Source organism: Nocardia colli, from assembly GCF_008704205.1.
GTDB lineage: Bacteria > Actinomycetota > Actinomycetes > Mycobacteriales > Mycobacteriaceae > Nocardia > Nocardia colli.
The window spans coordinates 1-26,331 of sequence record NZ_VXLC01000052.1; the positions used below are offsets into that span (position 1 = coordinate 1).

Consider the following 26,331-nt stretch of genomic DNA (forward strand, 5'->3'; position numbering starts at 1 on the left):
CTCGTACTACCTCGTTTCCCGGTCCATCCGCTCAGCGTTTCCGCTGGGCTTCTCGGCTCCGGGTTGGTGTCCGTGTCGCTCTGACTCGAACTAAGTTACGCGGCGGATAACGCAGAGTCAAATCCGCTGTTCGTTCCGGTGTTTCACCAGGTCAGAGCCCTGGTCCGGACCCGATCGGGGGCTTGAATCACACGCATGTGACTCAAGCCACCGCGATCTTCATGCACCTGCCCGCAGTACCCCCGCGAGGTTCTTCTTTCCGCGCCGCAGCACCAGCCAACGTCCGTGCAGGTAGTCGCTGTCGGCCGGCGTCCATTCCAGATCCGAGACCCGCTCGTTGTTCACCGAAGCGCCGCCCTCGTTCACCGCACGCCGGGCGGCGCCCCGACTTTCGCTCAACCCGGTGGCGACGAGCAGATCGACGATCGTGCTCGGCTCCCCCGCACCCAGCTCGGCGACCGCGGCTTCGCGCAGCGCGGCGCCCAGCGTCGGCTCGTCCAGGTCACGGAGCTCGCCGCGCCCGAACAACGCCTGACTCGCCAACTGCACCGCGCTCGTATTAGCCGCGCCGTGCACCAGCGTGGTCATCTCCGCCGCCAGCTTGCGCTGCGCTTCCCGCGCGTGCGGCCGCTCGGTCGTGGCCTGCTCGAGTTCGGCCAGTTCTTCTTTCGACAAGAAGGTGAACCAGCGCAGGTACCGCATGACGTCGGCATCTGCCGTGTTCACGAAGTACTGGTACCAGGCGTACGGGCTGGTCATCTCCGGATCGAGCCACAGGCTGCCGCCACCGGTCGACTTGCCGAACTTCTTGCCGTCGGCCGAGGTGACCAGCGGAACGGTGAGCGCGTGCACGGACGCGCCGTCGACCCGCCGGTTCAGTTCGACGCCGGCGATGATGTTGCCCCACTGATCGGAGCCGCCGACCTGCAACGTGCAGTCGTACTGACGCCGCAACTGCAAGTAGTCGTTCGCCTGCAGCAGCATGTAGCTGAACTCGGTGTAGGAGATGCCCTCACCGTCGAGCCGCCGCTTGATCGTGTCGCGGGCCAGCATGACGTTCACCGAGAAGTGCTTGCCGATGTCGCGCAGGAAGTCGACGGTGGACAGCTGCCCGGTCCAGTCCATGTTGTTCGCGATGACCGCGCCGGTCGTCGGGTCGTCCAGGTCGACGAACCGTTGCAGCTGCGAACGGATGCGTCCGGCCCATTCCTGCACGGTGTCGGTCGAGTTCATGGTGCGCTCGCCGACATCGCGCGGGTCGCCGATGAGTCCGGTGGCGCCACCGGCCAGCACGATCGGGCGATTGCCCGCGCGCTGGAACCGCTTCAGCGCGAGCAGCGGGACCAGGTGGCCGGCGTGCAGGCTGGGCCCGGTGGGATCGAAACCGGCATAGACGGTCAACCGTCCCGCGTCCAGGGCCGCACGCAGTGCGTCCAGGTCGGTGGATTGCGCGATCAGTCCGCGCCAGGTCAATTCGTCGATGATGTCGCCGCTCACGGTGTCCCATCTTTCCGCACGGGTAGTAGGTGCTTGGACTCCACCTCGGTGTGTCGAGGTCCGCCGCCCCAGGTCGAGCGAATTACCCGCTCGAGGCGAAGCCACGAACGAGGATCCGCACGGTCAGGGCGAAGCGGGATTCGAAGTCGAGACCCGCACCCGTGGCCAGGGATTCGGCCAGCAACGGATACGCCTCGGGGTCCGCTTCGGCCGGTGCGGCATCGGCCTGTTCGTGGCCGGGCGTGGTCCCGGCCTCGGCGAGGGTGTGCCCGATGACGAACGTCATCACCGCATTGACGACATCCATCGCTCGCCCCAGCGGCACGCCCTGATCACACATCACCGCCAGGCCGGATTCCAGAATCCGATAGGCGCCGGGTGAGTTGACCGGCCTGGTCGCGAGGATGCCCAAGGTCGCGGGATGCGCGAGCAGTGTCGCCCGAAGCCCGTGCGCCATCGCGGTCACGGCATCGGGCCACGGCCGATCGCCCGCAGGCAGCAACTCCGCCATCGATTGCTCGAGCAGTCGCTCGACCATCCCGTCCAGCAACGCGGCCTTACTCGGCACATAGTGATAGAGACTCATCCCGTCGACGCCCATCGCTGCGCCGAGCTTGCGGGTAGACAGAGCGGTGAGTCCGTGTTCGCCGACGAAAGCGATCGCCGCGTCCAGGATCTTCTCCCTGGTGAGCCCGGCACGCGGGCGGGACCTTCGATCAACCACGCGACCATCCTCCCAGATTTTTCTTGCACTGCAAGAAAACCGTCGCTAGGTTTATCTTGCACTGCAAGATAAACCGAAAGGCCCCCAAAGATGCTGATCGCAGCCATGTCCCGCCGACTCAACGACGGAGTCGACTACGCCACCTTCCGCAAGGCGTGGATCCCCGACGAGACCCTCCCCGGCGACCCACGCACCCGCGTACTCAGCGCGCTGAATATCGACGACCCCCGCGAACTATTCACCCTTGCCCTCATCGAGCACGCCGAGCCCGCCGACATCCCGGTATGGATGGAGCGCATCGCACCGATCGAGGAACGCCGCTACGCCCGCATCAAAGACCTGGTTGGCGAACCGACATTGAACGCCGTGTACCAGGTCATCGCGGAAGACGATCTCTCCCAACCGATTACGGACTGACCCCGCAACGCAGCACGACGATCGGCGGACCGAAGTCCGCCGATCGCCCGCGACTTGCTCAGCCGAACAGCGTGTCCCGCACCGCGATGATGCTCTCGCGCCGCTCGTAGGCGATCCAGGCGAACACCACGGCCAGCACCAGCGGGAAGGGCGCCAGCGCGGGCGCGTCCAGCAGGAATGCCTGGGTCGCGGCGGCCAGCACCATGGTGATCGACAGTCCGGCCGCGGCCAGCCCGCTCAGCCGCGGCACCAGCAGGCCGATGCCGCCGGAGAGCTCGACGACGCCGGTGAGGTAGCGGAACCAGTCACCCCAGCCGATGTCGTCGAACGACTGCACGGCGGCTTCCTGCCCGAACAGCTTCGGCAGCGCGGAGGCGATGATGAAGAACAGGCCGAGCAGGATCTGCAAGGTCCAGAGCACGCGGTTCAGCGTCTTGCCGGGGCGAGCGGTGGGGGCGGGGATCGCGGTCATGATGTCTTCCTTCAGGTCGGTCGCGCTGGGCGATAGCGCGTTCACCTGATAGGACGTGCCCCCTCGGGAAAACTCATCGGCCGCGGCGAAAGAACGCTCAGGACACTTCGGCGCGCGGCGCCCGCGGACTGCGCCGATAGGTCGACACCGCCGGCGAGGACGGTAGCCAGAACCGCCAGGCCAGATCCGCCGCGGTGCTCACGCCGACCCGCGGGCCGCTGGCGATCTGCTTCGCGGGAAGGGCCTTACCGAGTTCCAGCCGGATCGCCGAGTTCGCATCGAACAAAGGAGTTCCGTAGTCGCTCAACGTGATTCCCAGCGCACTGCCGAGATTGCCCGGCCCCCTGGCCAAGTCGGCGTCGGACCGGGCGGCGGGGCGCCGGGCGCGAACCTCGTCCAACCCGGCGATCACCTCACCCGACCGGATCAGCGCCGCACTCGCGATCCCGTCCGGCCCGCTCGTCACATTGATGCAGGTATGCATCCCGTAGCTGAGATACACGTACAGCACCCCCGCCGGCCCGAACATCACCATGTTCCGTTTGGTCCGCCCGCGCCCGGAGTGCGACGCGGGATCCGGCCACGGCCCGGCCGGATCACCCCCGTACGCCTCGACCTCGACGATCCGCACGCCGACCGCCCCGGACCAGAGGGTGGCCCCCAGCAGTCGGCGGGCGGCGACGGGCGGTTCGACGGCTAGCTCATCGGCACACACACCCGCCATTGTCCAAGACGGCGGCTACGGCAGATCGACCAGCCACTGCTCGACTCCCTTGTGTCCCGAGCAGGTGCCTTTGCGGGTCAGGCTGGAGCTGTAGGTGCCGTCCTTGCACTTCGCGGTCGCCCCGTCCGGCGGGGTCAAAGCCTGCTGCGGGCGCGGCACACACTTCTTGTCGATGTTCTCGTATTGACTCGCCGGGCACGCCGCGTGCAGCACCGGCGTCGCCGCCGCGGGCGCCGACACCAGCGCGCCGAGGCCGACGACGGCCGCGAACAGCCCGAGCAGAGATTTCGTTCTCATTGCGAAATTCCTTGCGACAGAAAGATATTCGCAACAACCTATCGCGTGCCCGAGGCGCCCGGTATCGGTCGGATGATCTACACGTAGGAGCTGTGCTGACCACTCCGCAAGGTGATCAGGTCATCGATGATGACGGCGGCATAACCCACCGCGACCAGCGCCGCCAGCTGCCCCCACGACACCCACACCACCCCGATCGGCGTGGTCGCGGCGACCGCGGCGGCCGCGATCAACCGGCTCCACGCCCGCGGCAACCGCAGCGCCCGGCGGAAGAAGAACTGACCGAGGAAATACAGCGCGACCCCACCGGACAACGCGGCGGCGGTCGCGACGGACGCGGGTTCGTTGCCGTGCGCGATGCTCATCTGAATGCCCGCCGCGGTCACAATGATGCCGATGAGCAGGACGTACAGCGAATATCCGTACGCGAGCACGGCCGGCCGGGAACGCTCCCGTTCCGGCACCGCCGCGAGCGCGTGTTCGCCGCGCTCGTCATCGATGCCGAAGTACGCCCACCACAGCACGTAGGCGAGGCACAAACCCAGCGCCACGGTCGCGATGAGCGGCACGGTGATCTTCTCCCCCGCCAGCCCCACGCCGATGGCGACGATCGATTCGCCGATCGCGACGATGATCACCAGCCCGTGCCGCTCGCAGAAATGACTGGCCCGGATCCGGAAGTCGCCGGTATCGACCAGATACGGGCTCAGCACCTGCACCGCGAGCGCCGCACCCCAGAACGCGTACTGATGCCAGCCGTGCACGAAACCGCCGGCCAGCACCAAGCCGGCTGCGAGGGTATTGAGCGGCGCGATCCGCTTGATCGCGAGGACGGCGGACTCGCCGCCGTTGCTGTAGAACAGCGCCGTGTGCACCGCGGTGATCACGAAGTAGCCGACGCCGAAGGCCACGCCGGTGCCGTGGAAGGCGTCCGGAATCGCCAGTGACACCACGAAGAAGCCGAACATGCCGATCAGCAGCCAGGTGCGCCGGGCCGAACTGCTCGGCGCCACCTCATTGGTCAGGAAGACGAATCCGCTGTACATCCACCAGATCACGCCGAACAGCAGTGCCACCTGCCCCAGCGCCGGCCAGCCGGGATGATGGGTGAAGACATGGGTGAGCTGGGTGATGGTGAAGACGAACACTAGATCGAAAAAGAGTTCCAGCGTCGAAGCCCGCAGCTGTCCCCCGTCTGCGGACGGGGTCGCGTTCTCGTTGGTCACCGCAGGAGCCTAAATCGGACACGCCGTCCACGCCCGCCGGAGGGTGGGCGCGTCGCGTCAGCCGAGCGGTTCGATGTACAGCCCTTTGAGCTTGCCCGGGTTCACCTGGAACCGCAGATTCTGGATGCGGCCGTCGACGATGTCGTAGGTGAACGCGCCACCCGGATTCCCGCCCATGCAGGCCAGCGTGCCGAGTTCGCCGTTGATGTAGGCGGATTCGAGTTCGAAGCCCGCGGACACCGGCTTTGCGAACACGCCGAGCAGCCAGCGGGCCACATGATCCGGGCCGTGCAGCGGACGGCGCGCGGCCGTGACCACGCCGCCGCCGTCGTTCCACAGGGTGACGTCGGGGGCGAGCAGATCCATCAGCGCGTTGAGGTCGCCGCCGGCGCAGGCGGCCATGAACTGGGCGGTGATGTGGTCGCGTTCGGCTTGGTCGGTGTCGAAGCGTGGGCGGCGGGACTGCACGTGGGTGCGGGCGCGGTGCGCGATCTGCCGGATGGTCGGTTCGGGGCGGTCGAGGGTGTCGGCGATCTCGGCGTGCGTGTAGCCGAACACCTCGCGCAGCAGGAAGACGGCGCGCTCGACGGGGCTCAGGGTTTCCAGCACGACCAGCATCGCGGTGGAGACGGTGTCGGCCAATTCGGTCTCCTCGGCGATGTTCGGGGTGGTGAGCAGTGGTTCGGGAAGCCAAGGGCCGACGTAGTTTTCGCGGGTGGCCTGGGCGGAGGTGAGGCGGTTGAGGGAGAGATTGGTGACGGTGCGGACCAGGTAGGACTTCGGGTGCCGCACCGTCGACTGATCGGTGTCGTGCCATTTCAGCCAGGTGTCCTGGAGGATGTCCTCCGCGTCGGTGACGGTGCCCAGCATCCGGTACGCGGTGGCGAACAGCAGCCGCCGGTGCTCGAGAAAAGGGTCCTGCTGGGCAGTTACGTCGACCATCGGGTCATGCTCCCAAACCCGGCTCCGGCTGAACCGCGCAGGTCAGGGCCGGGCGGCCGGCCTTCAGTTTGATCGGGACGTTCATCCGGCGGCTGAACCGGAACACCGGGACGGGGCTGGCGCTGACCGATTCCTTGTAGGTAGCCGCCAGGCGACCGGTCAGGTAGAACCGGCCGGGGGTGTCGTCCGACTTGGTGAACTGGATGACGCCGTCGCGGCGGCCGAGGCTGACCGGCTGATGGAAGTAGCCGAAGCGGAAGGGCCGCACCGTCTTTCCGCGCAGCCGCCGGGCGATGGTGTCGGCGGTGTACGCGGCGGTCGGCAGGCCGCTCTGGCAGGTGCCGTGAATCCGGCCCCAGGGCATGCGGATCGCGGCCGCGTCGCCGATCGCGTGGATGTTCGGGTGCGAGAGCGAGCGCAGCGTCTCGTCGACCACGATCAGGCCGCGGACGTCGGTTTCGATGCCCGACTGGGCGGCCAGTGGCGAGACGCGGACGCCGGCGGTCCAGAGCGTCAGATCCGCGGGAACCAGTGTTCCGTCGGCCAATTCGACCGCGTCGGGCAGGACCTTGGTGACGGCCTGGCCGGTTTCGCGGGTGACGCCGAGGCGGTCCAGGGTGCGGTGCAGGTAGGCGCGGGCCTTGTCGCCCATCATCGCGCCGGGTTCGCCGGTGCTGATCAGGGTGACGCGCAAACCCGGGTGGGCGTCGGCGATTTCGGCCGCGGCCTCGATGCCGGTCAGGCCGCCGCCACAGATCGCGACCGTACCGCCTCGAGCGGCAATGGCATTCAGCTGCACGGCGAACAGGTGCGCGGTGCGCGGGTCGTTGAGGGTCCAGGCGTGGTCGGCGACGCCGGGGACGAGGGTGGTGTCGGTGCTGCTGCCGAGGGCGTAGACCAGTTCGTCGTAGGGCAGGGTCAGCGCATCGTCGACGACCACCTGCTGGGCCTCCGGATCGATGGAAGTTGCCGAGCCCTGGACGAATTCGACGCCGGTGCCGGTCAGGATGTCGGCGATGCGGTGGTCGGCGAGTTCCTGGCCGGCGGCGATCTGGTGCATGCGCAGGCGTTCGGTGAAGCGCGGCGACGGGTTGACCAGGGTGATCCGGACGTTCAGCTTGCGGGTGCGGCGAGCCAGTCGCGCGGCGGTCAGCAGGCCGGTGTAGCCGGCGCCGAGGATGACGATTCGCTGTTCGGTGTTCATGGTGTTGCTCCGATGGTCCGGTCACCGAGGTTGGTGACGACCATGGGACAAACGACCCCCGGCAGACGTGACAGTACGGCTTAGTGACCTGAGTCACATAGTCCGATCAGGTCTTATCCAGTGAATTCGGGCGGCCGACCCTGGTGCAGCGGTGTGAAAGTCAAGGGTTGGGCCAGGGGTGAAATAGGGACGCTCCCGGATGTGCCGCGAGGGTGGGGATTTCTACCGTCAGCGAATGGTTTCGGTTTCCCGGCCGCGCAGGTGGCGGCGGTTGTTTCTCGGTCTCGGCGCGTTCGTGGTGCTGCTCGCGCTCACGATCGGTGGTGGCGTCACCCTGGTGTATGTGAACGCGGCCGTATCCACGGTCGGCAGTGCGGAATTCAGCAACGAGCTCGCCATTCCTCCACTCGCGCAGGGACAGCTGCGTTCGGATGGGACGCGTGAGTTCCAGCTCGATATGCGTTCGGGGCGAACGGAATTCAGGGCCGGGCAGGCGACGGAGACCTGGGGGTTCAACGGCAGCTACCTCGGCCCGACCTTGCGAGCCAGGCGCGGCGAGAAGGTCGCGGTCACCGTCCGTAATCAACTGCCCGAGGCGTCGACGGTGCATTGGCACGGCATGCATGTGCCCGCGGCGATGGATGGTGGTCCGCACCAGATGGTTCCGGCGGGCGGGACCTGGAATCCGCAATGGACCGTGGATCAACCGGCCGCGACGCTCTGGTACCACCCGCATCCGCACGGCGCGACCGAGCAGCACGTGCGGCGGGGGCTCGCCGGGATGTTCCTGCTCGACGATGAGGTGTCCGACGCGCTGCCGCTGCCGAAGAACTACGGCGTCGACGATCTGCCCGTCATCGTCCAGGACGTGAAATTCAAAGGCGCCAAGCTTGATTCGGCGCGGGCGATCTTCCGCGATGTAGGCTTTCTCGGCGATCAGACCATGGTCAACGGCACCCTGACGCCGTACCGCACCGTCGGCGACGAGCTGGTCCGGCTGCGCCTGCTCAATGCGTCGACGGCACGGATCTACACCTTCGGCTTCGCCGACGAGCGCCAGTTCTCGCTCATCGCGACCGACGGCGGACTGATGGAACGTCCGGTCGCACTGGATCGAGTGCGGCTGTCGCCCGGGGAGCGCGCCGAGATCGTGGTCCGGGTGCGCCCCGGCGAGCGAACGGTGTTGCGCGGCAACAAACTCGACGCCGGACTCGATTTCTGGGGGCAGCGCTTCGCCGGCGGCGACGACACCTTCGACATCCTCGAACTCCGCGCCGCCGAAACCCTGCGCCCGTCACCGGAATTGCCTGCGGCACTTGCCCATCCATCGACTCCCGACGGCTCGGACGCGGTACAGGAACGCCGCTTCGACCTCAACCTCGCCGGCATCAACGGCAAGCCGATGGCGATGGACCGGATCGACCTCACCGTCACCCGCGGCACCACCGAGACCTGGACCGTGCACAACAACGACGGCATGCCACACAACTTCCACATCCATGACGTGCAGTTCCGCGTACTCGCGCGCAACGACGGCCCGCCCCCGGCCGAACTCGCCGGACCGAAGGACACCGTCTTCCTCCCACCGAATGCCACGGTGAAACTGGCCATGCGCTTCGACGGGCCCGCCGACCCGAACACGCCTTACATGTATCACTGCCATCTGCTGTGGCATGAGGACCAAGGGATGATGGGCCAGTTCGTGGTCGTCGAGCCGGGTGGATCGGCCGGCACAGTGCCCCAGCACCACGGGCATTGACCTAGCGGAAGCCGCGACGTGGGCCGATCTCGCCGAGTCGCACCCCTAGCGGCCTGTAGGCATCGGTCACCCGGGTCCCGCAGGCTTCGGCACCCCGATGCCACCCACGCGATCGCAACTCACGAACGAAATTCAGGTCCAGCGTGCCCGGCCACTCGTGGTCCGGATAGCCAGCGGCCACGCTTCCCCATCCGGGACGGCCAGCAGACCCGTGATGCCACGTCAGCGTCTGACGTCGGCGCGTGCCGCGGCGCGCGACTCCGATCCGGCCGACACGCCGAGGTCGCGGCACTCGACCCTTGCCGTTGCGGCATACCCGCGCTAAATTCATCGCACAGTGAATTCAACACTCGATGAATTGAGGCGACCATGTCGCAAAACACCTCATCACCTGCTGTCGAGGTGCAGAACCTGACGGTGCGGCGGGGCGGACAGGAAGTTCTGCACGACGTTTCGCTGACGATTCCGCGCGGTTCGATCACCGGCCTGCTCGGCCCGTCGGGCTGCGGCAAGACCACGCTGATGCGCAGCATCGTCGGTACCCAGATCGTCGAGTCCGGGGAGATCTCCGCGCTCGGCCGGCCCGCGGGGTCGGCGGAGCTGCGGCGGCGGATCGGTTACGTCACGCAGGCGCCGAGCATCTACTCCGATATCAGCGTGCACGAGAACGTCGCGTACTTCGCCGCGCTCTACGGTCGCGAGCGCGGCGCGACCGACGACGCGATCAACGCGGTCGGCCTGACCGAACACGCCTTCCAGCGCGGCGATCAACTGTCCGGCGGACAGAAGACCCGCGCCTCGTTGGCATGTGCGCTGGTCGCTCAACCCGAGCTGTTGATTCTCGACGAGCCGACGGTCGGGCTGGATCCGGTTTTGCGCGTGGATCTTTGGCAGCAGTTCCGCGAATTGGCTTCCAATGGAACCACTTTGCTGGTGTCCAGCCACGTGATGGACGAAGCCGAGCACTGCGATCGGCTGCTGCTGATGCGCGAAGGTCACCTGCTCGCCCAGCTGAGCCCGGACGAATTGCGTGCCGAGACCGGCGAGCAGAATCTCGAACGCGCGTTCCTCTCACTGATCACGAAGGCACACGCCGCATGATCACCCGCCGAGACCGCAACCGCCGCAATGACATCGAACTCTAGGCAGGAACCATGACCACTACCCTCGAGTCCGCACCGCGGCGGACTCCCACCCTTCGCCCCTACATCGCGACGACCACCCGCATCCTGCGCCAACTCCGCAACGATCACCGCACCGTCGCGATGATCGTCGTGGTCCCCGCCCTGCTGATGACGTTGCTGTACTTCATCTACAAGGACACCCCGACCAACCCGTTCAACCCGGTGTCGCTGTTCGACCGGGTCGGCATCAGCATGCTCGGTATCCTGCCGTTCATTGTGATGTTCCTGATCACCGCCATCGCCATGCAGCGCGAACGCACCTCCGGCACGCTGGAGCGGCTGCTCACCACGCCGCTCGGGAAACTCGACCTGCTCGGCGGGTACGGCACGGCGTTCTCGCTGGCCGCGGCGGCGCAGGCGGTGGTGGCTTGTCTCGTGTCGTTCGGTCTGCTCGGTCTCGACTCGGCGGGTAGTCCCGGCTGGGTGGTGCTTATCGCGGTGGTCGACGCGGTCTGCGGCGTCGCGCTGGGCTTGCTGGCAAGTGCGTTCGCGCGCACCGAGTTTCAGGCCGTGCAGTTCATGCCGGTCGTTGTCGCGCCGCAGATCTTCCTGTGCGGCTTGCTGGTTCCGCGCGGCGAGCTGCCCGGCTGGCTGGAGGCGATCAGCAATGTGCTGCCGCTGAGCTACGCCGTCGATGCGCTGCAACAGGTTTCGACGCACTCGAACGCCACCGGCGCGATGTGGCGCGACCTCGCGGTGGTCGCCGGGTTCGCGGTGATCGCCCTGTGCCTCGGCGCGGCGACGCTACGGCGGCGCACTCCGTGACGGCGAACGGATCCGACACCGGGGATCGCCCCGCCCGCTCCGGCCGCAGGCCCGGCCAGTCCGGCGCACGCGAGGCGATCCTGGCCGCGGCCCGAGCGCGGTTCTCCGAGGTGGGTTTCGACAAGACCTCCATCCGCGCCGTCGCCTCCGACGCAGGCGTCGACCCCGCCCTGGTCCACCACTACTTCGGCACCAAACAGCAACTGTTCGGCGCAGTCGTGCAACTCCCGGTCAACCCCGAACTAACCCTCTCGGTCGTCGACGCCGCCCCCCTCGACCAACTCGGCGAAACCATCCTGCGCGCAGTCCTCGGCGTCTGGGACTCCCCCGCCGGCCCCGGCATAGTCGCCATGGTCCGCAGCATCATCGGCGGCGGCGACAACACCCTCGCCCGCGCCTTCATCCTGGAAGTCGTCATGGAACGAGTCCGCCAACGCATAGCCACCCCCGAAGACGACGGCCGCCTACGCGTCTCCCTCCTAGGCTCCCAAATGATCGGCCTACTGATGGCCCGCAAAGTAATCGGCATAGAACCCATGGCCTCAACCGAATCCGAAACCCTCATCACCGCCATAGCCCCTACCCTCCAGCGCTACCTGACCGGCGAAATAGACACTCCCCCATCGAATCCCAGCTGACCCGCGCCGAGCGGGACAGGGCCGCAGCGAAACTCAAGCGAACTCCCCGCCATGTCCCGTCCACCACCACAGCCCGATCCCGCGCAGCGAACGAGACATGACTGTGGCGAATGTCGAGTGATGCCGCAATCACATCCCACTCGACACCACCCCGGCCGGTCCAGTACGCCGAGCGGGACATGGCCGCGAAGGTCGACCCGGTCTCGACGTCACATTCGTCCGGGCGAAGCGTGGCTGGGCGAGAGGCAATGGTCGCGGCAAATCAACTGAGCACGCTGGTCGTCGTCACGTCCCGTTCGACAGCGGTATAAGCGCCCCGCGCACTCGAGCGGGACAAGGTGGCGGCAAAGGTCGAGTAGACGCGCGGCCATGTCCCGCTGGACAACACCATGGGCGGTCCGTGGTGCCTAGTGGGACGCTACAGCGGCAAACGCCGAATGAACTCGGCGCCATGTGCTTTCATGAACACCCTTCCCAGGCAGCCGCGCCAATCTAGGCGTGGCCGCAGCGATAGACGAGCGGACTTACCGCTGCATCCCATTTGGGGCGACGTGTGGCTGGACGAGAGTCAATGGCCGCAACAACATCGGCTGAGCGCGTCAGCCACGTTCCGTTCGCCCCGGCAGCAACTTGGTGGCGGCGACGATCGAGTAGCCACTCTCACATCCCGTTCGATACCGCGAAACCACAACGAACAGGACATGTCGGCCGTAACGCCGCATCGATGCACCGTCACGCCCCGTTCGACAACACCGAGGCCGGTCCGGCGCGCCGAGCGGGACATGGGTGCGGCGAATGTCGAGTAATGCTGCGGGCATGTCCCGTTCGACAGCGGTAGGAGCTATTCGGCCGGTCGTGCGGGACACGGGCGCGGTTGACGGGAAAGTGCCGTGCGGCCGGGTGGCTCAGGGCTCTGCTGGCTGCTCGGTCGAAGCGTTGCGCTCAGCCTCGCCAGTGGTGTCCCGCGGCTCGATGGCCGCATGCCTTCCGATCGCCCAGATACCAACTCGCCGAATAACATGTGGGCAGGTGTCAAAGGCCGGCTTGGGCAAAGCCGCAGGCGGGCCCGGCCGTGGCGGAAGTGCGGCTATCGCGTGGCCGGGTGGGTCAGGCTTCTACCGGCTGCTCGATGAAGTCGTTGTGTTCGTCGTCGGAGGCGTCGCGGGCCTCGTCGATGAGCAGCACGGGGATGCCGTTGTCGATGGGGTAGGCGCGGCGCAGGCGGGGGTTGTAGAGGACGGTGCCCTCGGTCGCGCGGACCAGCAGTAGCGGGCCCTTGTCCTGAGGGCAGGCCAGCAGGCTCAACAGCGTGGCGTCCAAGGTGTGCTCCGGCATGAGCAAAACCTACCCGACGGCGTGGTCCGGCTCGACCGGTGGTCGGCGCCGGAAGGAGATGTGCCGGTGGCCGAAGTAGCTGGCGACGGCGACCAAGGCCATGACCACGACCGCGGCAGGCTTGTCCGGGAAGTGCCAGACCGAGACGGCCAGCTCGAGCAACGCCATATTCAGCAGCAGCCCACCGGAATTGACCGCGACGAACCGCAGGAAGTCGCGCAACAGATGCCCGCGCACCCGGAACACCAGCGTGCGATGCAACACGAACGCGATGACAATGCTGACCGCATAGGCAGCAGCCACCGCGACCGACGGCGGCACGTTGTCGCCGAGCACCGCCAGCCAGACAATCGTCAACCCGATCCCGAGCGCGGTATTGAACCCGCCGACCGCGGCGAACGCAACCTCCTGCCGCTGCACGAGCCGCAACAGTGGTCCAGGTTTCGCCGGCTCGGTCGCATCGAGTTCATGCGCCAGATCAACCGATCCCGCCACTGGCCGCGAGCCATCAAGACCACGAGCTGAACCAACCGCCTCCGCGACCGAACGCGAAGCATCGAGACCACGAGCTGAACCAACCGCGTCCGCCACCGAACGCGAAGCATCGAGACCACGCTCGCCAACACCCGGTTCCGCCACCGAACGGGAACCATCGAGATCACGCGCTGAACGAACCGCGGCCGCCACCGGACCCGAAGCATCGAGACCACGCTCGCCAACACCCGGTTCCGCCACCGAACCTGGAACATCGAGGTCGTGCGCTGATTCGACCGACTCCGTCACCGGGATCGAAGCATCAACCCTCGCGCTACGCACCCCCGGCCCATCGGCATCAGCCAACGACCGCACGTCCCGCGTAACCGTCGGCGCAACCCCGTCGCCACCCGCAGACGCCGCACTTCGCTCACCGTTGAAACCCATCAGACGCCCACCTCCAGTCGCGCCAGGCACTCTATCGCCCCGCCCACCCAGCCGATCGGCGGGCGCACCCCAACACACGCAAGAACCCCAGCGCCCACACCCACCACACCGCCCCCCAGCCGCACTACTTCTGATTTCCCGCACCAGGATTCGCATGCAAAACCCGGTGCGGGAAATCAGAAATAGTGCGGCTGAGCTAGGTGTACTGACCTGAGAGGTTGGTGACGCGGCTGGCTGGTGGGTGGCCTGCGAGTGCGGTGTGGCCGCGGTGGTGATTGTAGGTGTGGAGCCAGGTGGTGAAGGCTGCGCATCGTTCGAGGTCGCTGCGGTAGAGCTGTGCGTAGGCCCATTCGTCGGCGAGTGTGCGGTGGAATCTTTCGACTTTGCCGTTGGTTTGTGGCCGGTAGGGGCGGGTGCGTTGGTGAATGACCGGTCCGAGCGCGTCGGCGAAGGTGCGGGATCGGTAGCAGGAACCGTTGTCGGTCAATACTTTTCGGATGGTGATGCCGTGGTTGGTGAACCAGGCGTTGGCGCGGGCCCAGAACGCGGCGGCGGTGTCTTTGCGCTCGTCGCCGAGGAGTTCGGTGTAGGCCAGGCGGGAATGATCGTCGAGGGCGGTGTGCAGGTAGTGGTAGCCGTGACGCGGATTGCCGTAGGTGTTGGTTTGCCCGGTTGGCTTGTGCGCCTGGGAGTTTCGGTTGCCGGCGGTGCGTCCTAGTTTGCGCCAGCCCCCGCCGTCGGGGATCTTGCCGAGCTTTTTGACATCGATATGGATCAGATCCCCGGGTGCCTGGTGTTCGTAGCGGCGTATCGGCTCAGCGGTGGCCCGGTCGAGCCAGCGCAGCCGCGCCAGCCGATACCGGGCCAGGGCCCGATGCACGGTAGAAGGATGCAATCCGAGCAGGTAGGCGATGCGCGCCGGCCCCCACCGGCGCAGGACCCGAACCTTGATGACGCGACGTTCGGTACGTGTCGGCGTCCGCGCCGGACTGTGGTGCGGGCGTGAGGACCGATCGGTCATGCCGGCCGGCCCCTGCAGGCGATAGCGCTTTGCCCAGCGTGCTGCGGTGGTGGGCGAGACCTGGAACCGTTCCGCTGCCCGCCGCAACGGCCAGCCGTCATCGACGACACAACGAGCAAGACGCAACCGGCCCAACTCCGAGAGCGGGGCATTACGGTGAGACACGAAGACCTCCGGCAGGTGAATGAGTTCCTAGACAGCTCTCACTTCACTCGGAGGTCTTCGCCATGTCAGCTCGCCACGCCGTCACCAACGTCCATGGTCAGTACAGCTAGGCAAGCTCTGCGCACCCACCAGGATGGATCGCCCGCCACCAGCGGACACACTCTCGAGGCGAACTCCAGCGCAGCAGCGTCGCACCGCCCGCCCGCCCGCACCGCAGCCGGACAGCTCTTGATTTCCCGCATACGGAATCGCATGCAGAAACCGGTGCGAGAAATCAGAAGTCGTGCGGCTGCACGAGTCAGCTCTGCGCATCCACCGGGATGGTCCGCCCTCGACGGTTCGCACCCTCGACGCAAGTACCGGCGCGGCAGTCCGCCCCGTCCGGCCGGACTTCCCGCACGGCTCCTGATTCTCCGCACAGGGTTTCGCATGCAATTCCGTGTGCGAGAAATCAGGAGTTGTGCGGCAGTGGGGGTCAGCTCTGCGCAGCTATCAGGACGGATCGCCCACCCTTAGTGGTTCACATCCTCGGTGCAGGTGCCAGCGGCGGCCCGCCCCGTCCGGGCCCACCGCTACCCCTACAGCCGCACGGCTCTTGATTTCCCGCACCGGGAATTGCATGCAAATCTCGGTGCGGGAAATCAGAAGTGGTGCGGCTGCCTGCGGTCGGGGACGTGTGCGGCGGTTCGCGCAACCTCAGCGCATCGCACGGCCAGCCGCGGGCTGACGTTACTCAGCTCTTTGCGTCGACCAGGTCCGGGGATGGGGTGGTGGGTTTGTCGGTGTCGGCGGGGGTCGGCGAGTTCGGTTCGTCGTCTCGGCGCCGGGTCCGCAGGAACGCCCATTGCAGGACGCCGATGCCGAGGAGGCCGAGCAGGATCGATGCTGCGCCGATCTTCCAGCCGGGCGGGCGCCAGCTCAGTTCCAGGTCGCCGTTCTTCGTCCCGGCCGGAATATCCAGCGCGACAAAGGTTTTCGCAACGACCCTGATCGGAATATCCCGCCCGTTGAGCGTCGCCCGGTATCCCGGCCAGCCGAGGCGGGCGAATACGACCTGTCCGCCGTTGTCCGAGTTCACCCGGACCCGGCTGTCCATATCCGATTCCGAAACCGATGTCGCGACGACACCCGACGTGGCCGCGACCCGTCCGTTGCGGGTCGAGATCAGCCCGTTGACCCGTTCCAGCACCGAGATCTGCTGCTCGTGCCCGGGGTAATCGACCCATTTCCACCCGTCCGGGGCGGGCTGGTTGCGCGCGTCGGGATACATCGATCGCTGCAACACCACCCGGTCGACCTTCATCAGATCGACGATCGTCCGCCCGGTGGTCGGCTCGACCTCGAACGCCCGCCGGAACGCATCCGGACACACGCTGGTATCCCATCGCATGCAGAGCATCTCGCCGAACCAGAAGTGCCCGTTCGGCGTGTACCCGCTGACGTAGGTCAGCTCCAGATCCTTGGCGTAGTTGCCGAACACGAGCGACCCGTAGGCGCCCTTCAGGTTCTTCTCCGCCGGCGGGATCGGCCCGCGATCGGCGAGTTGCAGTGTGGTGCCGTGGAAGTCGGGGAACGCCGCCTTCATCTCCGACCGGTTCTCCGGCAGATTCCAGCTCATCGGCGTCGGCTGCGCGGCCCACACCTGCACGTAGGCGATCGGGAACACCGCGACCAGCGTCAGCGCACACGCCGCCGCCATCCCCTTGGTCCGCGCGAGCCACACCACCGCGGCTCCGAGCGCGGCCACCGAAACCGCCGCCAGTACATGCCAACCCAGCTCCCGCGGCGCCGCCGAGAACGACCGCACGAACAGCAACCCGATCAGCACACCCGCCGCGACACCACGCCGCCGCCAGCCGTCGAAGGTCGCGTACCGCCCGAGCAGCACACACACCAGCACCAGCAGCCCGAGCGCCACCATCGGCAGCACCCGCGCCGGCCAGCGCAGCGGCCCGATGGTCCCCGGCCCGGCGGTCCACATCAACCCCATGATCGCGACGAGCGCGATCGCGGTGAACTCCCGCCAGTTCTCCCGCGCCTTACGCCAGTCGATGAACGCCAGCGCCGGAATCAGGAACCAGGCGATATAAACCACCGGCATCGGCTGCACATAACCCCACCAGGAGCTGTACGCGGGCAACGTGCTCGGCAGGCTCGCATTCAGCGACTCCGACCACGGCACGGTCAGGAACTGATCGTTGTTGATCTGCGCGGTCCCGCGCCAGGTCACCTTCGCGGACAGCGCGCTCGGCAGATAGGTCGCCAGGCCGGCCAGCGCCGCACACGCCGAAGCCGCGAGCAACCGCAACGACGGCACCCATTTACGTTGGTAGACAACCTCACCGACGGCCACCGCACCGATCATCAGACCGGCCTCGACCGCCGGAAAGATGTACTGCACCGAGATCGCCAGATAAAGAAACACGAACGTCGGAATCGGTCCGCTGCGCCCCCGCGCATAACGAACACCCGACGCCCACGCCTGCACCAACCACGCCGTGCCGACAAACGCGGTATACCAACTCGCCTCGTCGAAGAACAGCAACCACCCGGTGAACGGAATCGCCACACCCGCCACCGCGGACCACGGCGCACTGGCCCCGTATTCCAGGCAGACCCGATACACCCCGAGCCCGAGCACGATCGCGAAGATCAACTTGACGATGGTCGCGTAGAGCGCGACGTTGTCCACCGACGGCGCGATCAGATCGATCAGCAGCTGCGGCGGATTGAGCAGCCCCGCCTCCTCGATGGCGTAGTTACCGGCCATCCAGTGTTCGGGGATCATCGCCGGGAACTGCCCGTCCCGCAGGCGATTCCCGAGCATCACCCACAGCGGGGCGTACTGCGACTCGGTGTCGTCGGTGTAGAAATGCCGGACGTTGGCCAGCAGAACGGCACCGTATCCGGCCACCACACCGAGCGCGGTTATGAGGCCCCACTTGTACACGTCCCGCCGGGCGAGGGCGCTGCTTTCCACCACGAGTTCCAGACCCTACCTGGCGGCGGGCGGTACCTGCGCACGCCGCCGGGACCGCACGTACAGCCATTGCAGCACGCCTGTGCCGACCACGCCCGCGGCCAGCGCTCCGATGCCGATCTTCCAGCCCGGCGGACGCCAGGTCAGCACCAGTTCGGCGTCCTGCGTGCCGGCGGGGATATCCACGGCGACAAACGATTTGGCCACGGTGGTGATCGGAATCTGCTTGCCGTCGATAGTCACCCGATAGCCGGGCCAGCCGAGCCGGGCGAACACCACCCGCCCGCCGTTCGGCGAGCTGACCCGCACCCGGCTGGTGGTGTCGGTCTCCGAGATCGACTTCGCCGTCACGTTCTTGGCCGCGGCGACCCTCCCGTTCGCCGTCGAGATCGGCCCGTCGACTCGTTCCAGCACCGAGATGAACTGCTCGTGCCCGGGGTAGTCGACCCACTTCCAGCCGTCGGGCGCGGGCTGGTTGCGCGCGTCCGGGAACAGCGCCCGCTGCAACACGATCCGATCCAGCAGCATCAGGTCGGCCAGGTTGCGTCCCGTGGTCGGCTCCGGGGTGAACATCCGCCGGAACGCGTCCGGGCAGACGCTGCTGTCCCAGCGCATGCAGAGCAGTTCACCGAAGTAGAAGTGCCCGGTCGGGGTGTAACCGTTGACGTAGGTGAGCTCCAGCGACTTGGCGTAGTTGCCGAAAACCAGGGAGCCGTAGGCACCGTCGAGGCTCTTGTCCCCCGGTTGGACCAGTCCGCGCTCGGCGAGTTGCAGTGTGGTGCCCGGGAAATCCGGGAACGCCGCCTTCGCGTCGGAACGATTGGTCGGCAGGTTCCACGTCATCGGCGTCGGCTGCGCGGCCTGCACCTGGAAGAACGCGATCGGGAACATCGCCACGATCACCAGCACGCACGCCGCGGCGATCCCCTTGACCCGATCCAGCCACAGCACCGCGGCGCCCAGCGCGGCGACCGCGAGGGCGGCGAGCACATGCCAGATCACGTCGTGCGGATCGGCGGAGAACGTCCGCACCCACAGCAGCAGGATCAGCACGCCCGCGGCGATCCCGCGATTCTTCAGATCCTTGGTCGTGCCGTAGCGCGCGAGCAGCACACACACCAGCACCAGCAGCCCGATGGCCAGCATCGGCAGCACCCGGACCGGCCAGCGCAGCGGACCGATCGACCCCGGCCCGGCCGCCCACATCAGCATCACGACCGCGAAGAACGCGACCCCGGACAGTTCCCGCCAGCTCTCCTTGGCCCGGCGCCAATCGATGAACGCGAGCGCCGGAATCAGGAACCAGGCGATGTAGACCACCGGCATCGGCTGCACGTACCCCCACCAGGAGGTGAATGCGGGACGCGTGCTCGGCAGGCTGGCATTCAACGACTCCGACCACGGCACGGTCAGGAACTGATCGTTGATGATCTCCATGGTGCCGCGCCAGGTCACCTTCGCCGACAGCATGCTCGGCAGGAACGTCAGCAAACCCGCCAGCCCGGCACACCCGCCGACGATGGCCAGCCGCAGCACCGGCCACCACCGGCGTCGATAGATGACCTCCCCCACCGCGACCGCGAGCAGCATCAGCGCCGCCGCGACGGCCGGGAAGATGTACTGCGTCGAGATGGTCAGATAGAGGTAGACGAAGACCGGGATCGGCCCGCCCTGCCCGCGGGTGTAGCGCACCGACGACGCCCACGCGTGCACCAGCCACGCGGTGCCGGTCAGCGCGGTCATCCAGCTGGCCTCGTCGAAGAACAGGAAGAAGCCGGACAGCGGGAACGCGACGCCCGCCACCGCGGACCAGGCGGGCTTACCGCCATAGACCAGGCAGATCCGGTAGACGCCGAGCGCGGCGATGATCGCGAAGATCAGTTTGACCACGGTGGCGTAGAGCGCCATGTTGTCCACCGACGGCGCGATCAGATCGATCAGCAGCTGCGGCGGGTTGAACAGGCCCGCGTCGTCCATCGTGTTGTTGCCCGACATCCAGCGCTCGGGCACCAGCACCGGGAAGGTGCCCTCGCGCAGCGCGTGGCCGAGGCCGACCCACAATCCGGTGTACTGGGATTCGGTGTCGTCGGTGTAGAAGTGCCTGGCGTTGGCGAGCAGCACCGCGGCGTAGCCGAGGACCACGCCGACGGCGGTGATCAGACCCCAGAGGTAGACGTTGCGGCGCGATGCGGGATCGACCGGGCCGGCGGCGTCGGCCCCGGCCGGAACTTCTGCTTCGACCGGGTCACCCCCGTTGACCTCGGCGGACCCTGGGCGCGTCACCCTCGACACTGCACTATCCGTCACGAGTTCCAAACCCTACACAGCAGTGTGGCGCTTGGCATCCGGCTGCCGACGCGATGATGATGGTGGGATGCACACGGCGGTAGCGGAAGGCCCGGAGGCGGCAGCTCGCGTAACCACGGAGGGACCCGCGGACGCCGCATGAGATCCAGCCCCCGATTCCGAAACCCGCACCATGCTAGAGTTCTGGGCGGCTCGGGCCCTGCTGTCCTGCGGGGGACACCGGCACGCACCGTCATCGAAAGTCGATCCAGCTGATGCCGATTCCCTCCCGCACGCCCCGCCCCGCCCCGGTCACCTCGAACGGCAGGCCGTCTCGGTCACATGCCATTTCCGTGGTGGTGCCGATCTATCGTGGCGAGGACACCATCGGCGGTCTGGTCGCCGAACTCCACGAGCTGACCCGGCCCACCCAGACGCCCGGCGGCACCACCTTCCAGGTCGACGAGATCATCCTGGTGCACGACCGCGGCCCGGACCGCTCCGACGTGGTGCTGCAAGAACTCGAGCAGGCCTATCCCGAGGTGCGCACCATCTGGTTGAGCCGCAACTTCGGCCAGGACGCCGCGACGATCGCGGGCATGTCCGCGGCCGGCGGCGACTGGATCGTCACCATGGACGAGGACGGGCAGCACGATCCCCGCTTCATCGGCACCTTCCTCGATGCGGCGCTCACCGAGCGCGCCGAGCTGGTCTATTCGAAGCCGAGCAACACCCGCCCGCACGGGTTCCTGCGCAACATCACCTCGCGCGGCGCGAAGCTGGTGCTCGCGACGCTGTTCGCGTTCCCGGACTCCACCCGGTTCGAAAGCTACCGGCTGATCCGCGGCGCGATCGGACGGCAGCTGGCCGAGGTCGCGTCGAACGGCGTGTATCTCGATGTCGCGCTGACCTGGGTGGTCGGCACGGTCGCGCAGGCGCCGGTGGTGCTGCGCGCCGAGGGCCGCGAGGAATCCGGCTACAACTACCGCCGGCTGTTCTCGCTGTTCTGGAAGATGGTGCTGTGCAGCGGAACTCGCGGCCTGCGCCTGGTCAGTCTGCTCGGCGTGACGCTCGGCCTCGGCGGCGGCGTGATGGCGGGCATCATCGTCTACGAGGCGCTCACCACCGACAACTGGGCGCCCGAGGGCTGGGCCTCGATGATCGTGGTGCTGCTGCTGGTCTCCGGGGCGATCCTGTTCTCGCTCGGCCTCATCGCCGAATACCTCGGGGTGGCGTTGCATATCCTGGTCGGTAAACCGCTCTATCTGACCGTCGATTCACCGACGCCGCGCCCGGTAGCCGCGGCCGACTACCCGGACGATGCCCGGGAACTGACCACGACCACCGCGAACAAGGGGAACGACCGGGTTGAGCACTGACCGCATCATCTTCAGCCGCCCGTTCCGGGCTCGCCGCGAACTGGCCAACCTCGAGACGGTGCTCGGCTCCGACCAGAGCCACGGCGACGGGCCGTTCACCGCGACGGCGACCGAGAAGCTGAAGGTCATCACCGGGGCGCCGCACGCGCTGCTGACCACCTCGTGCACCTCCGCGCTGGAGATGGCCGGCCTGCTGCTGGAACTGGGTCACGACGACGAAGTGATCGTGCCGAGCTTCGCGTTCACCTCCACCGCGACCGCCATGGCGTTGCGCGGGGCCACCTGTGTGTTCGCCGATATCGACCTGGCCACCGGCAACCTGGACCCGGAGTCGGTCGCGGCCGCGATCACCGAGCGGACCAAGGCCGTGGTGGTCATCCACTACGGCGGCGTCGCGGCGGAGATGGATCAGCTGCTCGCCCTGGCCAATACGCACGGCTTCGCCATCGTCGAGGACAACGCGCACGGCCTCGGCGGCCGCTGGCAGGGCCGCCCGCTGGGCACCCTCGGCAGCCTGGGGACGCTCAGCTTCCACGACACCAAGAACGTGCACTGCGGCGAGGGCGGCGCGCTGCTGCTCACCGACGAGATCCTGATGGCGCGCGCGGAGATCATCCGGGAGAAGGGGACCGACCGGGCCCGTTTCCTGCGCGGCGCGGTGGACAAGTACTCCTGGCAGGACATCGGCTCCAGCTATCTGCCCAGCGAGTTGAACGCGGCGGTGCTCGACGCGCAGCTCGACGAGTTCGACACCATCCAGGCCGGCCGGCACCGCGTGTGGGACGCCTACGCCGCCGCGCTCCCGGAATGGGCCGCCCGCAACGACGTTCAGCTGATGACGGTGCCCGCCGACCGCGAACACACCGCCCACCTCTACTACCTGCGCACTCCCACCGAGGAGCGCCGCGACGACCTGATCGCGCACCTGCGCGCCCGCGGCATCGTCGCCCCGTTCCACTACGTCCCCTTGGATTCCAGCCCCGCCGGCCTCAAACTCGGCCGCACCCCTCGCCCCTGCGTGCGCAGCGCGAAGTTCTCGGGAACCGTTGTCCGCCTGCCCCTCTGGCCGGATCTGACCGACGAGCAGGTCGGTCGCGTCATCGAGGCAGTCACCGACTTCATCGTCTGACGGTTCGGCCTCGTACACCCGCACCGCCGCCGATCGGTGACGATCTACGACTCACCGCGTAGCCGCACGCCCTATGACAAACGCACGCGTGTCAGCGCGGCAAGTCGGCGTGCGGCAGATCAGAAACCGTGCGACGGTGGGAGTTAGCCTCTCGCGCGTCGAGCTTTCGCGGCCGCCGGTTGCAGGTTTCGCGGCCGTCGGCTGTCGGTTTCACGGAGGCGCTGAACTGCGGCGAATCTCAATCGAGACGGTTCGTTCAGGTCGGTAATGTCAGTCCGGTGACCGACGCTGACGACCTGATGCGGATGTATCTGGCCGATCCAGGCCAGCCTTTCCCCTCTGTCGAGCTCGCGGATCCGTCCGGACTGGTCGCTTTCGGCGGGGATCTGTCGCCGAAACGGCTGTTGGACGCCTATTCCGCGGGCATCTTTCCCTGGTACAACCCCGGCGAGATAATCCACTGGTATTGCCCGGACCCGCGCAGCATTCTGGTGCCGACCGATCTGCGGGTGAGCAAGTCCTATCGTCGATCTGTCACCAGTGCCGACTACGCGGTGACCATGGATCGTGCCTTCGCCGACGTGATGTCGAATTGTGCCGAACCGCGGGCCGAAGAGACCGGAACCTGGATCGGCTCCGACATGCAGGCGGCCTACCTCCGACTGCATCACCTCGGACATGCGCACTCGGTCGAGATATGGCGCGCCGGCGACCTGGTCGGCGGCCTCTACGGCGTCGCCCGCGGCCGCTCCTTCGCCGGCGAGTCCATGTTCTCCCGCGCCCGCGACACCTCCAAAATCGCGCTGTATTGGCTCTGCGCCCAACTGACCGCCTGGGATTTCGCCCTCATCGACTGCCAGGTCAGCTCCACCCACCTCACCTCCCTCGGTGCCATCGACCTCTCCCGAGCGGACTACCTGCACCTGCACACCCAGGCCGCCGCCCGCCCCGGCCGCTCCGCCCCATGGCACTTCGAAATCCCAGTCCCCAACTCCCCCAAACACTTACCGGCGTGAACGATCCACGGAAGGGTGATCGGTTCGGGCGGCGCGTATGGGTTTGATCGGATATCGCCTGCGACTACGAACGACTTGAGCCATATCCGCGAGATCAGAGTGCCGGACCAGCCACCCGTGTCGGCCCGAACGTGGTGCGGTCGAACGACAGCCGGGAATCCGTCAGTCCCGTTTGCTGTAGTGGAGCAGGAGGCACTGCCCGGATAGATCGTTCCCGCGCAGCTCGAATTGCTGGAGCGTGCCGTTGTCGGCGAACAATCGCCGCCCCCGACCGGCAAGATTGGGCGCTACGACCAGGCGCAGCTCGTCGACGAGATGAGCGGCGAGCAGGGATCGGGCGAGATCCAGACTGCCGTGTACGCCGATATCGCCGCCGTTTTCTCGTTTCAGTTCGGCCACAACGGATTCGGCGGGTTCGGTGACGCGGGTGGTCGCCGTCCATTCCCGGGCGAGTGGTTCGCCGGCGAAGACGAGTTTCGGCGTGTGGTTGATGAAGTCGGCGAACGGTTGCATCGTCGACTCCGGCCAGTGGACCGACCATGCGTCGAAGGTGCGCCGGCCGAGCAGGACAGTGTCCTGGCCGGCGATGATGCGGCCGAGGTTGTCGATGAGCCGTTCGTCGGCGCCGCCCATCCAGTCACTTCGCCCGGGGTCATCGGCGAACCCGTCGAGGGACATCAGCTCGTAGAGAACGACTTTGCGCATCGCAGTGCCTTTCGGTTCGGTTCTGTCCCTCCGATCGTGCTGAGCGGGAACGGCAGAGGGAATGGCCGGATCGGCATAAGCGACTACCCGCAATGGCATAACCCGCGCGCTATCGATGCGCAAGACTGTTCGGTATGGACAGCGCGCGGCCCGGCAACCGGACCGATGCGGCGGTATTGAAGATGACGGCGGCGCCCGACGCGATCGAATTGCGTCACCTGCGGGCGTTCGTCGCGGTGGCCGACGAGCTGAACTTCAGTCGCGCAGCGGACCGGCTCTACATCACCCAGCCGGCATTGAGCCGGCAGATCCGCAGCCTGGAACGCCTGATCGGCTGTGATCTGCTGCGGCGCTCGACCCATCGCGTCGAGCTCACCGTCGCGGGCAGCGCCTTCCTCGCGCGCGCACGGCGGGTGCTCGGCGAACTCGACGACGCGGTCGCCATGACCCGCTCGGTCGGCGGCGAGCACGCCGAGCGGCTGACTCGGCTGTGGGAACTGTTCGTCGATCTCAATCGAACCGGCGCCGACCTGGCCGAGATCCGCGCCGCCGTCGAGCAGCTGCACGCGCAGTTCGCGCCGCCGACCGACGTACAACTACGGGCGGTCAATGCCGGCGGCGTCCCGTCGTTGCTGTCCGTGCCCGCCGGAGCGGATCCGGCGAGCGCACCCGTGCTGTTCCTGCACGGCGGCGGTCACGTCGCCGGATCCTCGTTCGGGTATCGGCATCTCGCCGGCGCGCTGGCGGCCGTGGCTCGACGTCGCGTCCTCGTCCCCGAATACCGTCTCGCGCCCGAGCACCCGTTTCCCGCGGCGCTGGAAGATGCGTTGCGCGCCTATCTGTCCGTCCTGGACGCCGGAGCCGCGCCGGAAACGGTCAGCGTCGCCGGCGATTCGTCCGGTGCGGGCCTGGCGTTGTCGATGACACTCGCCCTGCGCGAACGCCGGCTGCCGATGCCGGGCCGAATGTTGTTGATGTGCCCATGGATCGACCTCACCGGCGCGGCCCAGACCCGGGCCGAGGACGCTCCCCTGGTCTTCACGCCCCATGACGCCGCTCGATTCGCCGACCTCTATCTGGCCGGACACCCCGCCGACGACCCGCTGCTCACGCCCCTGCGGACCGACCTGTCCGGCCTACCCCCGATCCTCGTCCAGGCCGCCACCGGCGACAGCGTCCTCCCCGAGGCCCGGCTCCTGGTCGACCACGCCCGCGCCGCCGGTGTCACCGCGAACCTCGACCTCTACCGATCCCCGACGCACACCTTCCACCTCTTCTGGAGCTTCCTCCCCGAAGCCGCCGAAGCCCTCGAACGCGGCGGCCGGTTCCTCGCGGCCGCTCCGGAAGCGAAAGCCGCGGCCCCCTCGGCGTGACCGTTCGGGGAAACACGGCAATCGGCCGGCAAAGGGATCCGCCGAACCGGTGGACCACCGCGAACGGCGATCACTGCTTGATCGTCCACAGCCCGAAGGGCCGAGACCACAGCCGCACACCTTCTGACAAACGCACGCGCGTCAGGGCGGCAAGGCGGTGTGCGAGAGGTCA

23 protein-coding genes are annotated in these 26,331 nt (G+C 67.3%); 9 read left to right on the forward strand and 14 right to left on the reverse strand.

Annotated elements, in window-relative coordinates:
- Positions 1 to 219 precede the first annotated feature (219 nt).
- Positions 220 to 1,497, reverse strand: coding sequence for a tyrosine--tRNA ligase (tyrS, locus tag F3087_RS45090; protein ID WP_150408365.1), 1,278 nt, complete (start codon positions 1,495 to 1,497; stop codon positions 220 to 222).
- A gap of 82 nt (positions 1,498 to 1,579) precedes the next feature.
- A complete protein-coding gene (locus F3087_RS45095) occupies positions 1,580 to 2,221 on the reverse strand; it encodes a TetR/AcrR family transcriptional regulator C-terminal domain-containing protein (protein WP_150408366.1) in 642 nt (213 codons plus the stop codon).
- A gap of 90 nt (positions 2,222 to 2,311) precedes the next feature.
- Here F3087_RS45095 and F3087_RS45100 point away from each other — a divergent pair, with 90 nt between their 5' ends.
- Positions 2,312 to 2,638, forward strand: coding sequence for a hypothetical protein (locus F3087_RS45100; RefSeq protein WP_150408367.1), 327 nt, complete (start codon positions 2,312 to 2,314; stop codon positions 2,636 to 2,638).
- Between the two features lie 58 nt (positions 2,639 to 2,696).
- On the opposite strand, the gene F3087_RS45105 is transcribed toward F3087_RS45100, so the two are convergent.
- From F3087_RS45105 to F3087_RS45130, 6 genes are all read right to left on the reverse strand, one after another.
- Entirely contained in the window at positions 2,697 to 3,110 is a 414-nt protein-coding gene (locus F3087_RS45105) for a DoxX family protein (protein WP_150408368.1), read from the reverse strand.
- A 97-nt stretch (positions 3,111 to 3,207) separates the two neighbouring features.
- On the reverse strand, positions 3,208 to 3,834 hold the full coding sequence (locus tag F3087_RS45110) for a DNA-3-methyladenine glycosylase (RefSeq protein WP_150408369.1): 627 nt from the start codon (positions 3,832 to 3,834) through the stop codon (positions 3,208 to 3,210).
- A 15-nt stretch (positions 3,835 to 3,849) separates the two neighbouring features.
- Complete coding sequence (locus tag F3087_RS45115) at positions 3,850 to 4,131, reverse strand: DUF3761 domain-containing protein (RefSeq protein ID WP_150408370.1); 282 nt, start codon at positions 4,129 to 4,131, stop codon at positions 3,850 to 3,852.
- Between the two features lie 77 nt (positions 4,132 to 4,208).
- Positions 4,209 to 5,357: a low temperature requirement protein A gene (locus tag F3087_RS45120; protein WP_150408371.1), complete on the reverse strand. Its 1,149-nt coding sequence runs from the start codon at positions 5,355 to 5,357 to the stop codon at positions 4,209 to 4,211.
- A gap of 57 nt (positions 5,358 to 5,414) precedes the next feature.
- Entirely contained in the window at positions 5,415 to 6,299 is an 885-nt protein-coding gene (locus F3087_RS45125; protein WP_150408372.1) for an RNA polymerase sigma-70 factor, read from the reverse strand.
- Between the two features lie 4 nt (positions 6,300 to 6,303).
- Complete coding sequence (locus F3087_RS45130) at positions 6,304 to 7,503, reverse strand: NAD(P)/FAD-dependent oxidoreductase (RefSeq protein WP_150408373.1); 1,200 nt, start codon at positions 7,501 to 7,503, stop codon at positions 6,304 to 6,306.
- A 235-nt stretch (positions 7,504 to 7,738) separates the two neighbouring features.
- On the opposite strand from F3087_RS45130, the gene F3087_RS45135 reads away from it, so the two are divergent.
- From F3087_RS45135 to F3087_RS45150, 4 genes are all read left to right on the forward strand, one after another.
- Positions 7,739 to 9,262, forward strand: coding sequence for a multicopper oxidase family protein (locus F3087_RS45135; protein ID WP_150408374.1), 1,524 nt, complete (start codon positions 7,739 to 7,741; stop codon positions 9,260 to 9,262).
- A gap of 369 nt (positions 9,263 to 9,631) precedes the next feature.
- Positions 9,632 to 10,363, forward strand: coding sequence for an ABC transporter ATP-binding protein (locus F3087_RS45140; protein WP_150408375.1), 732 nt, complete (start codon positions 9,632 to 9,634; stop codon positions 10,361 to 10,363).
- Positions 10,364 to 10,416: 53 nt separating this feature from the next.
- Positions 10,417 to 11,211 (forward strand): ABC transporter permease, encoded by a 795-nt coding sequence (locus F3087_RS45145; RefSeq protein WP_150408376.1) that lies wholly within the window; start codon positions 10,417 to 10,419, stop codon positions 11,209 to 11,211.
- Positions 11,208 to 11,849, forward strand: coding sequence for a TetR/AcrR family transcriptional regulator (locus F3087_RS45150; protein ID WP_150408377.1), 642 nt, complete (start codon positions 11,208 to 11,210; stop codon positions 11,847 to 11,849). The genes F3087_RS45145 and F3087_RS45150 overlap by 4 nt, the downstream gene beginning before the upstream one ends.
- A 1,107-nt stretch (positions 11,850 to 12,956) precedes the next feature.
- On the opposite strand, the gene F3087_RS45155 is transcribed toward F3087_RS45150, so the two are convergent.
- The 5 genes from F3087_RS45155 to F3087_RS45175 form a co-directional block, all read right to left on the reverse strand.
- Entirely contained in the window at positions 12,957 to 13,184 is a 228-nt protein-coding gene (locus F3087_RS45155) for a Trm112 family protein (RefSeq protein WP_150408378.1), read from the reverse strand.
- A 9-nt stretch (positions 13,185 to 13,193) separates the two neighbouring features.
- Positions 13,194 to 13,679 (reverse strand): GtrA family protein, encoded by a 486-nt coding sequence (locus F3087_RS47055; protein WP_223885833.1) that lies wholly within the window; start codon positions 13,677 to 13,679, stop codon positions 13,194 to 13,196.
- A gap of 622 nt (positions 13,680 to 14,301) precedes the next feature.
- Positions 14,302 to 15,291, reverse strand: coding sequence for an IS481 family transposase (locus F3087_RS45165; RefSeq protein ID WP_150408380.1), 990 nt, complete (start codon positions 15,289 to 15,291; stop codon positions 14,302 to 14,304).
- Between the two features lie 733 nt (positions 15,292 to 16,024).
- Positions 16,025 to 18,271 carry a YfhO family protein gene (locus F3087_RS45170; RefSeq protein ID WP_150408385.1) on the reverse strand — a complete coding sequence of 749 codons (2,247 nt, stop codon included), beginning with the start codon at positions 18,269 to 18,271 and terminating at the stop codon, positions 16,025 to 16,027.
- A 15-nt stretch (positions 18,272 to 18,286) separates the two neighbouring features.
- Positions 18,287 to 20,413 carry a hypothetical protein gene (locus F3087_RS45175; protein ID WP_223885835.1) on the reverse strand — a complete coding sequence of 709 codons (2,127 nt, stop codon included), beginning with the start codon at positions 20,411 to 20,413 and terminating at the stop codon, positions 18,287 to 18,289.
- A gap of 419 nt (positions 20,414 to 20,832) precedes the next feature.
- Between F3087_RS45175 and F3087_RS45180 the strand changes: the two genes are divergently transcribed.
- From F3087_RS45180 to aat, 3 genes are all read left to right on the forward strand, one after another.
- Complete coding sequence (locus tag F3087_RS45180) at positions 20,833 to 21,936, forward strand: glycosyltransferase (protein WP_150408381.1); 1,104 nt, start codon at positions 20,833 to 20,835, stop codon at positions 21,934 to 21,936.
- On the forward strand, positions 21,926 to 23,065 hold the full coding sequence (gene rffA, locus F3087_RS45185) for a dTDP-4-amino-4,6-dideoxygalactose transaminase (RefSeq protein ID WP_150408382.1): 1,140 nt from the start codon (positions 21,926 to 21,928) through the stop codon (positions 23,063 to 23,065). Before F3087_RS45180 ends, rffA begins: the two co-directional genes overlap by 11 nt.
- A gap of 278 nt (positions 23,066 to 23,343) precedes the next feature.
- A complete protein-coding gene (gene aat, locus F3087_RS45190) occupies positions 23,344 to 24,081 on the forward strand; it encodes a leucyl/phenylalanyl-tRNA--protein transferase (protein ID WP_223885834.1) in 738 nt (245 codons plus the stop codon).
- A 162-nt stretch (positions 24,082 to 24,243) separates the two neighbouring features.
- On the opposite strand, the gene F3087_RS45195 is transcribed toward aat, so the two are convergent.
- Positions 24,244 to 24,786 (reverse strand): dihydrofolate reductase family protein, encoded by a 543-nt coding sequence (locus F3087_RS45195; RefSeq protein WP_191094475.1) that lies wholly within the window; start codon positions 24,784 to 24,786, stop codon positions 24,244 to 24,246.
- A 134-nt stretch (positions 24,787 to 24,920) separates the two neighbouring features.
- On the opposite strand from F3087_RS45195, the gene F3087_RS45200 reads away from it, so the two are divergent.
- Positions 24,921 to 26,159 carry an alpha/beta hydrolase fold domain-containing protein gene (locus F3087_RS45200; protein ID WP_150408384.1) on the forward strand — a complete coding sequence of 413 codons (1,239 nt, stop codon included), beginning with the start codon at positions 24,921 to 24,923 and terminating at the stop codon, positions 26,157 to 26,159.
- The last annotated feature ends 172 nt before the right edge of the window (positions 26,160 to 26,331 follow it).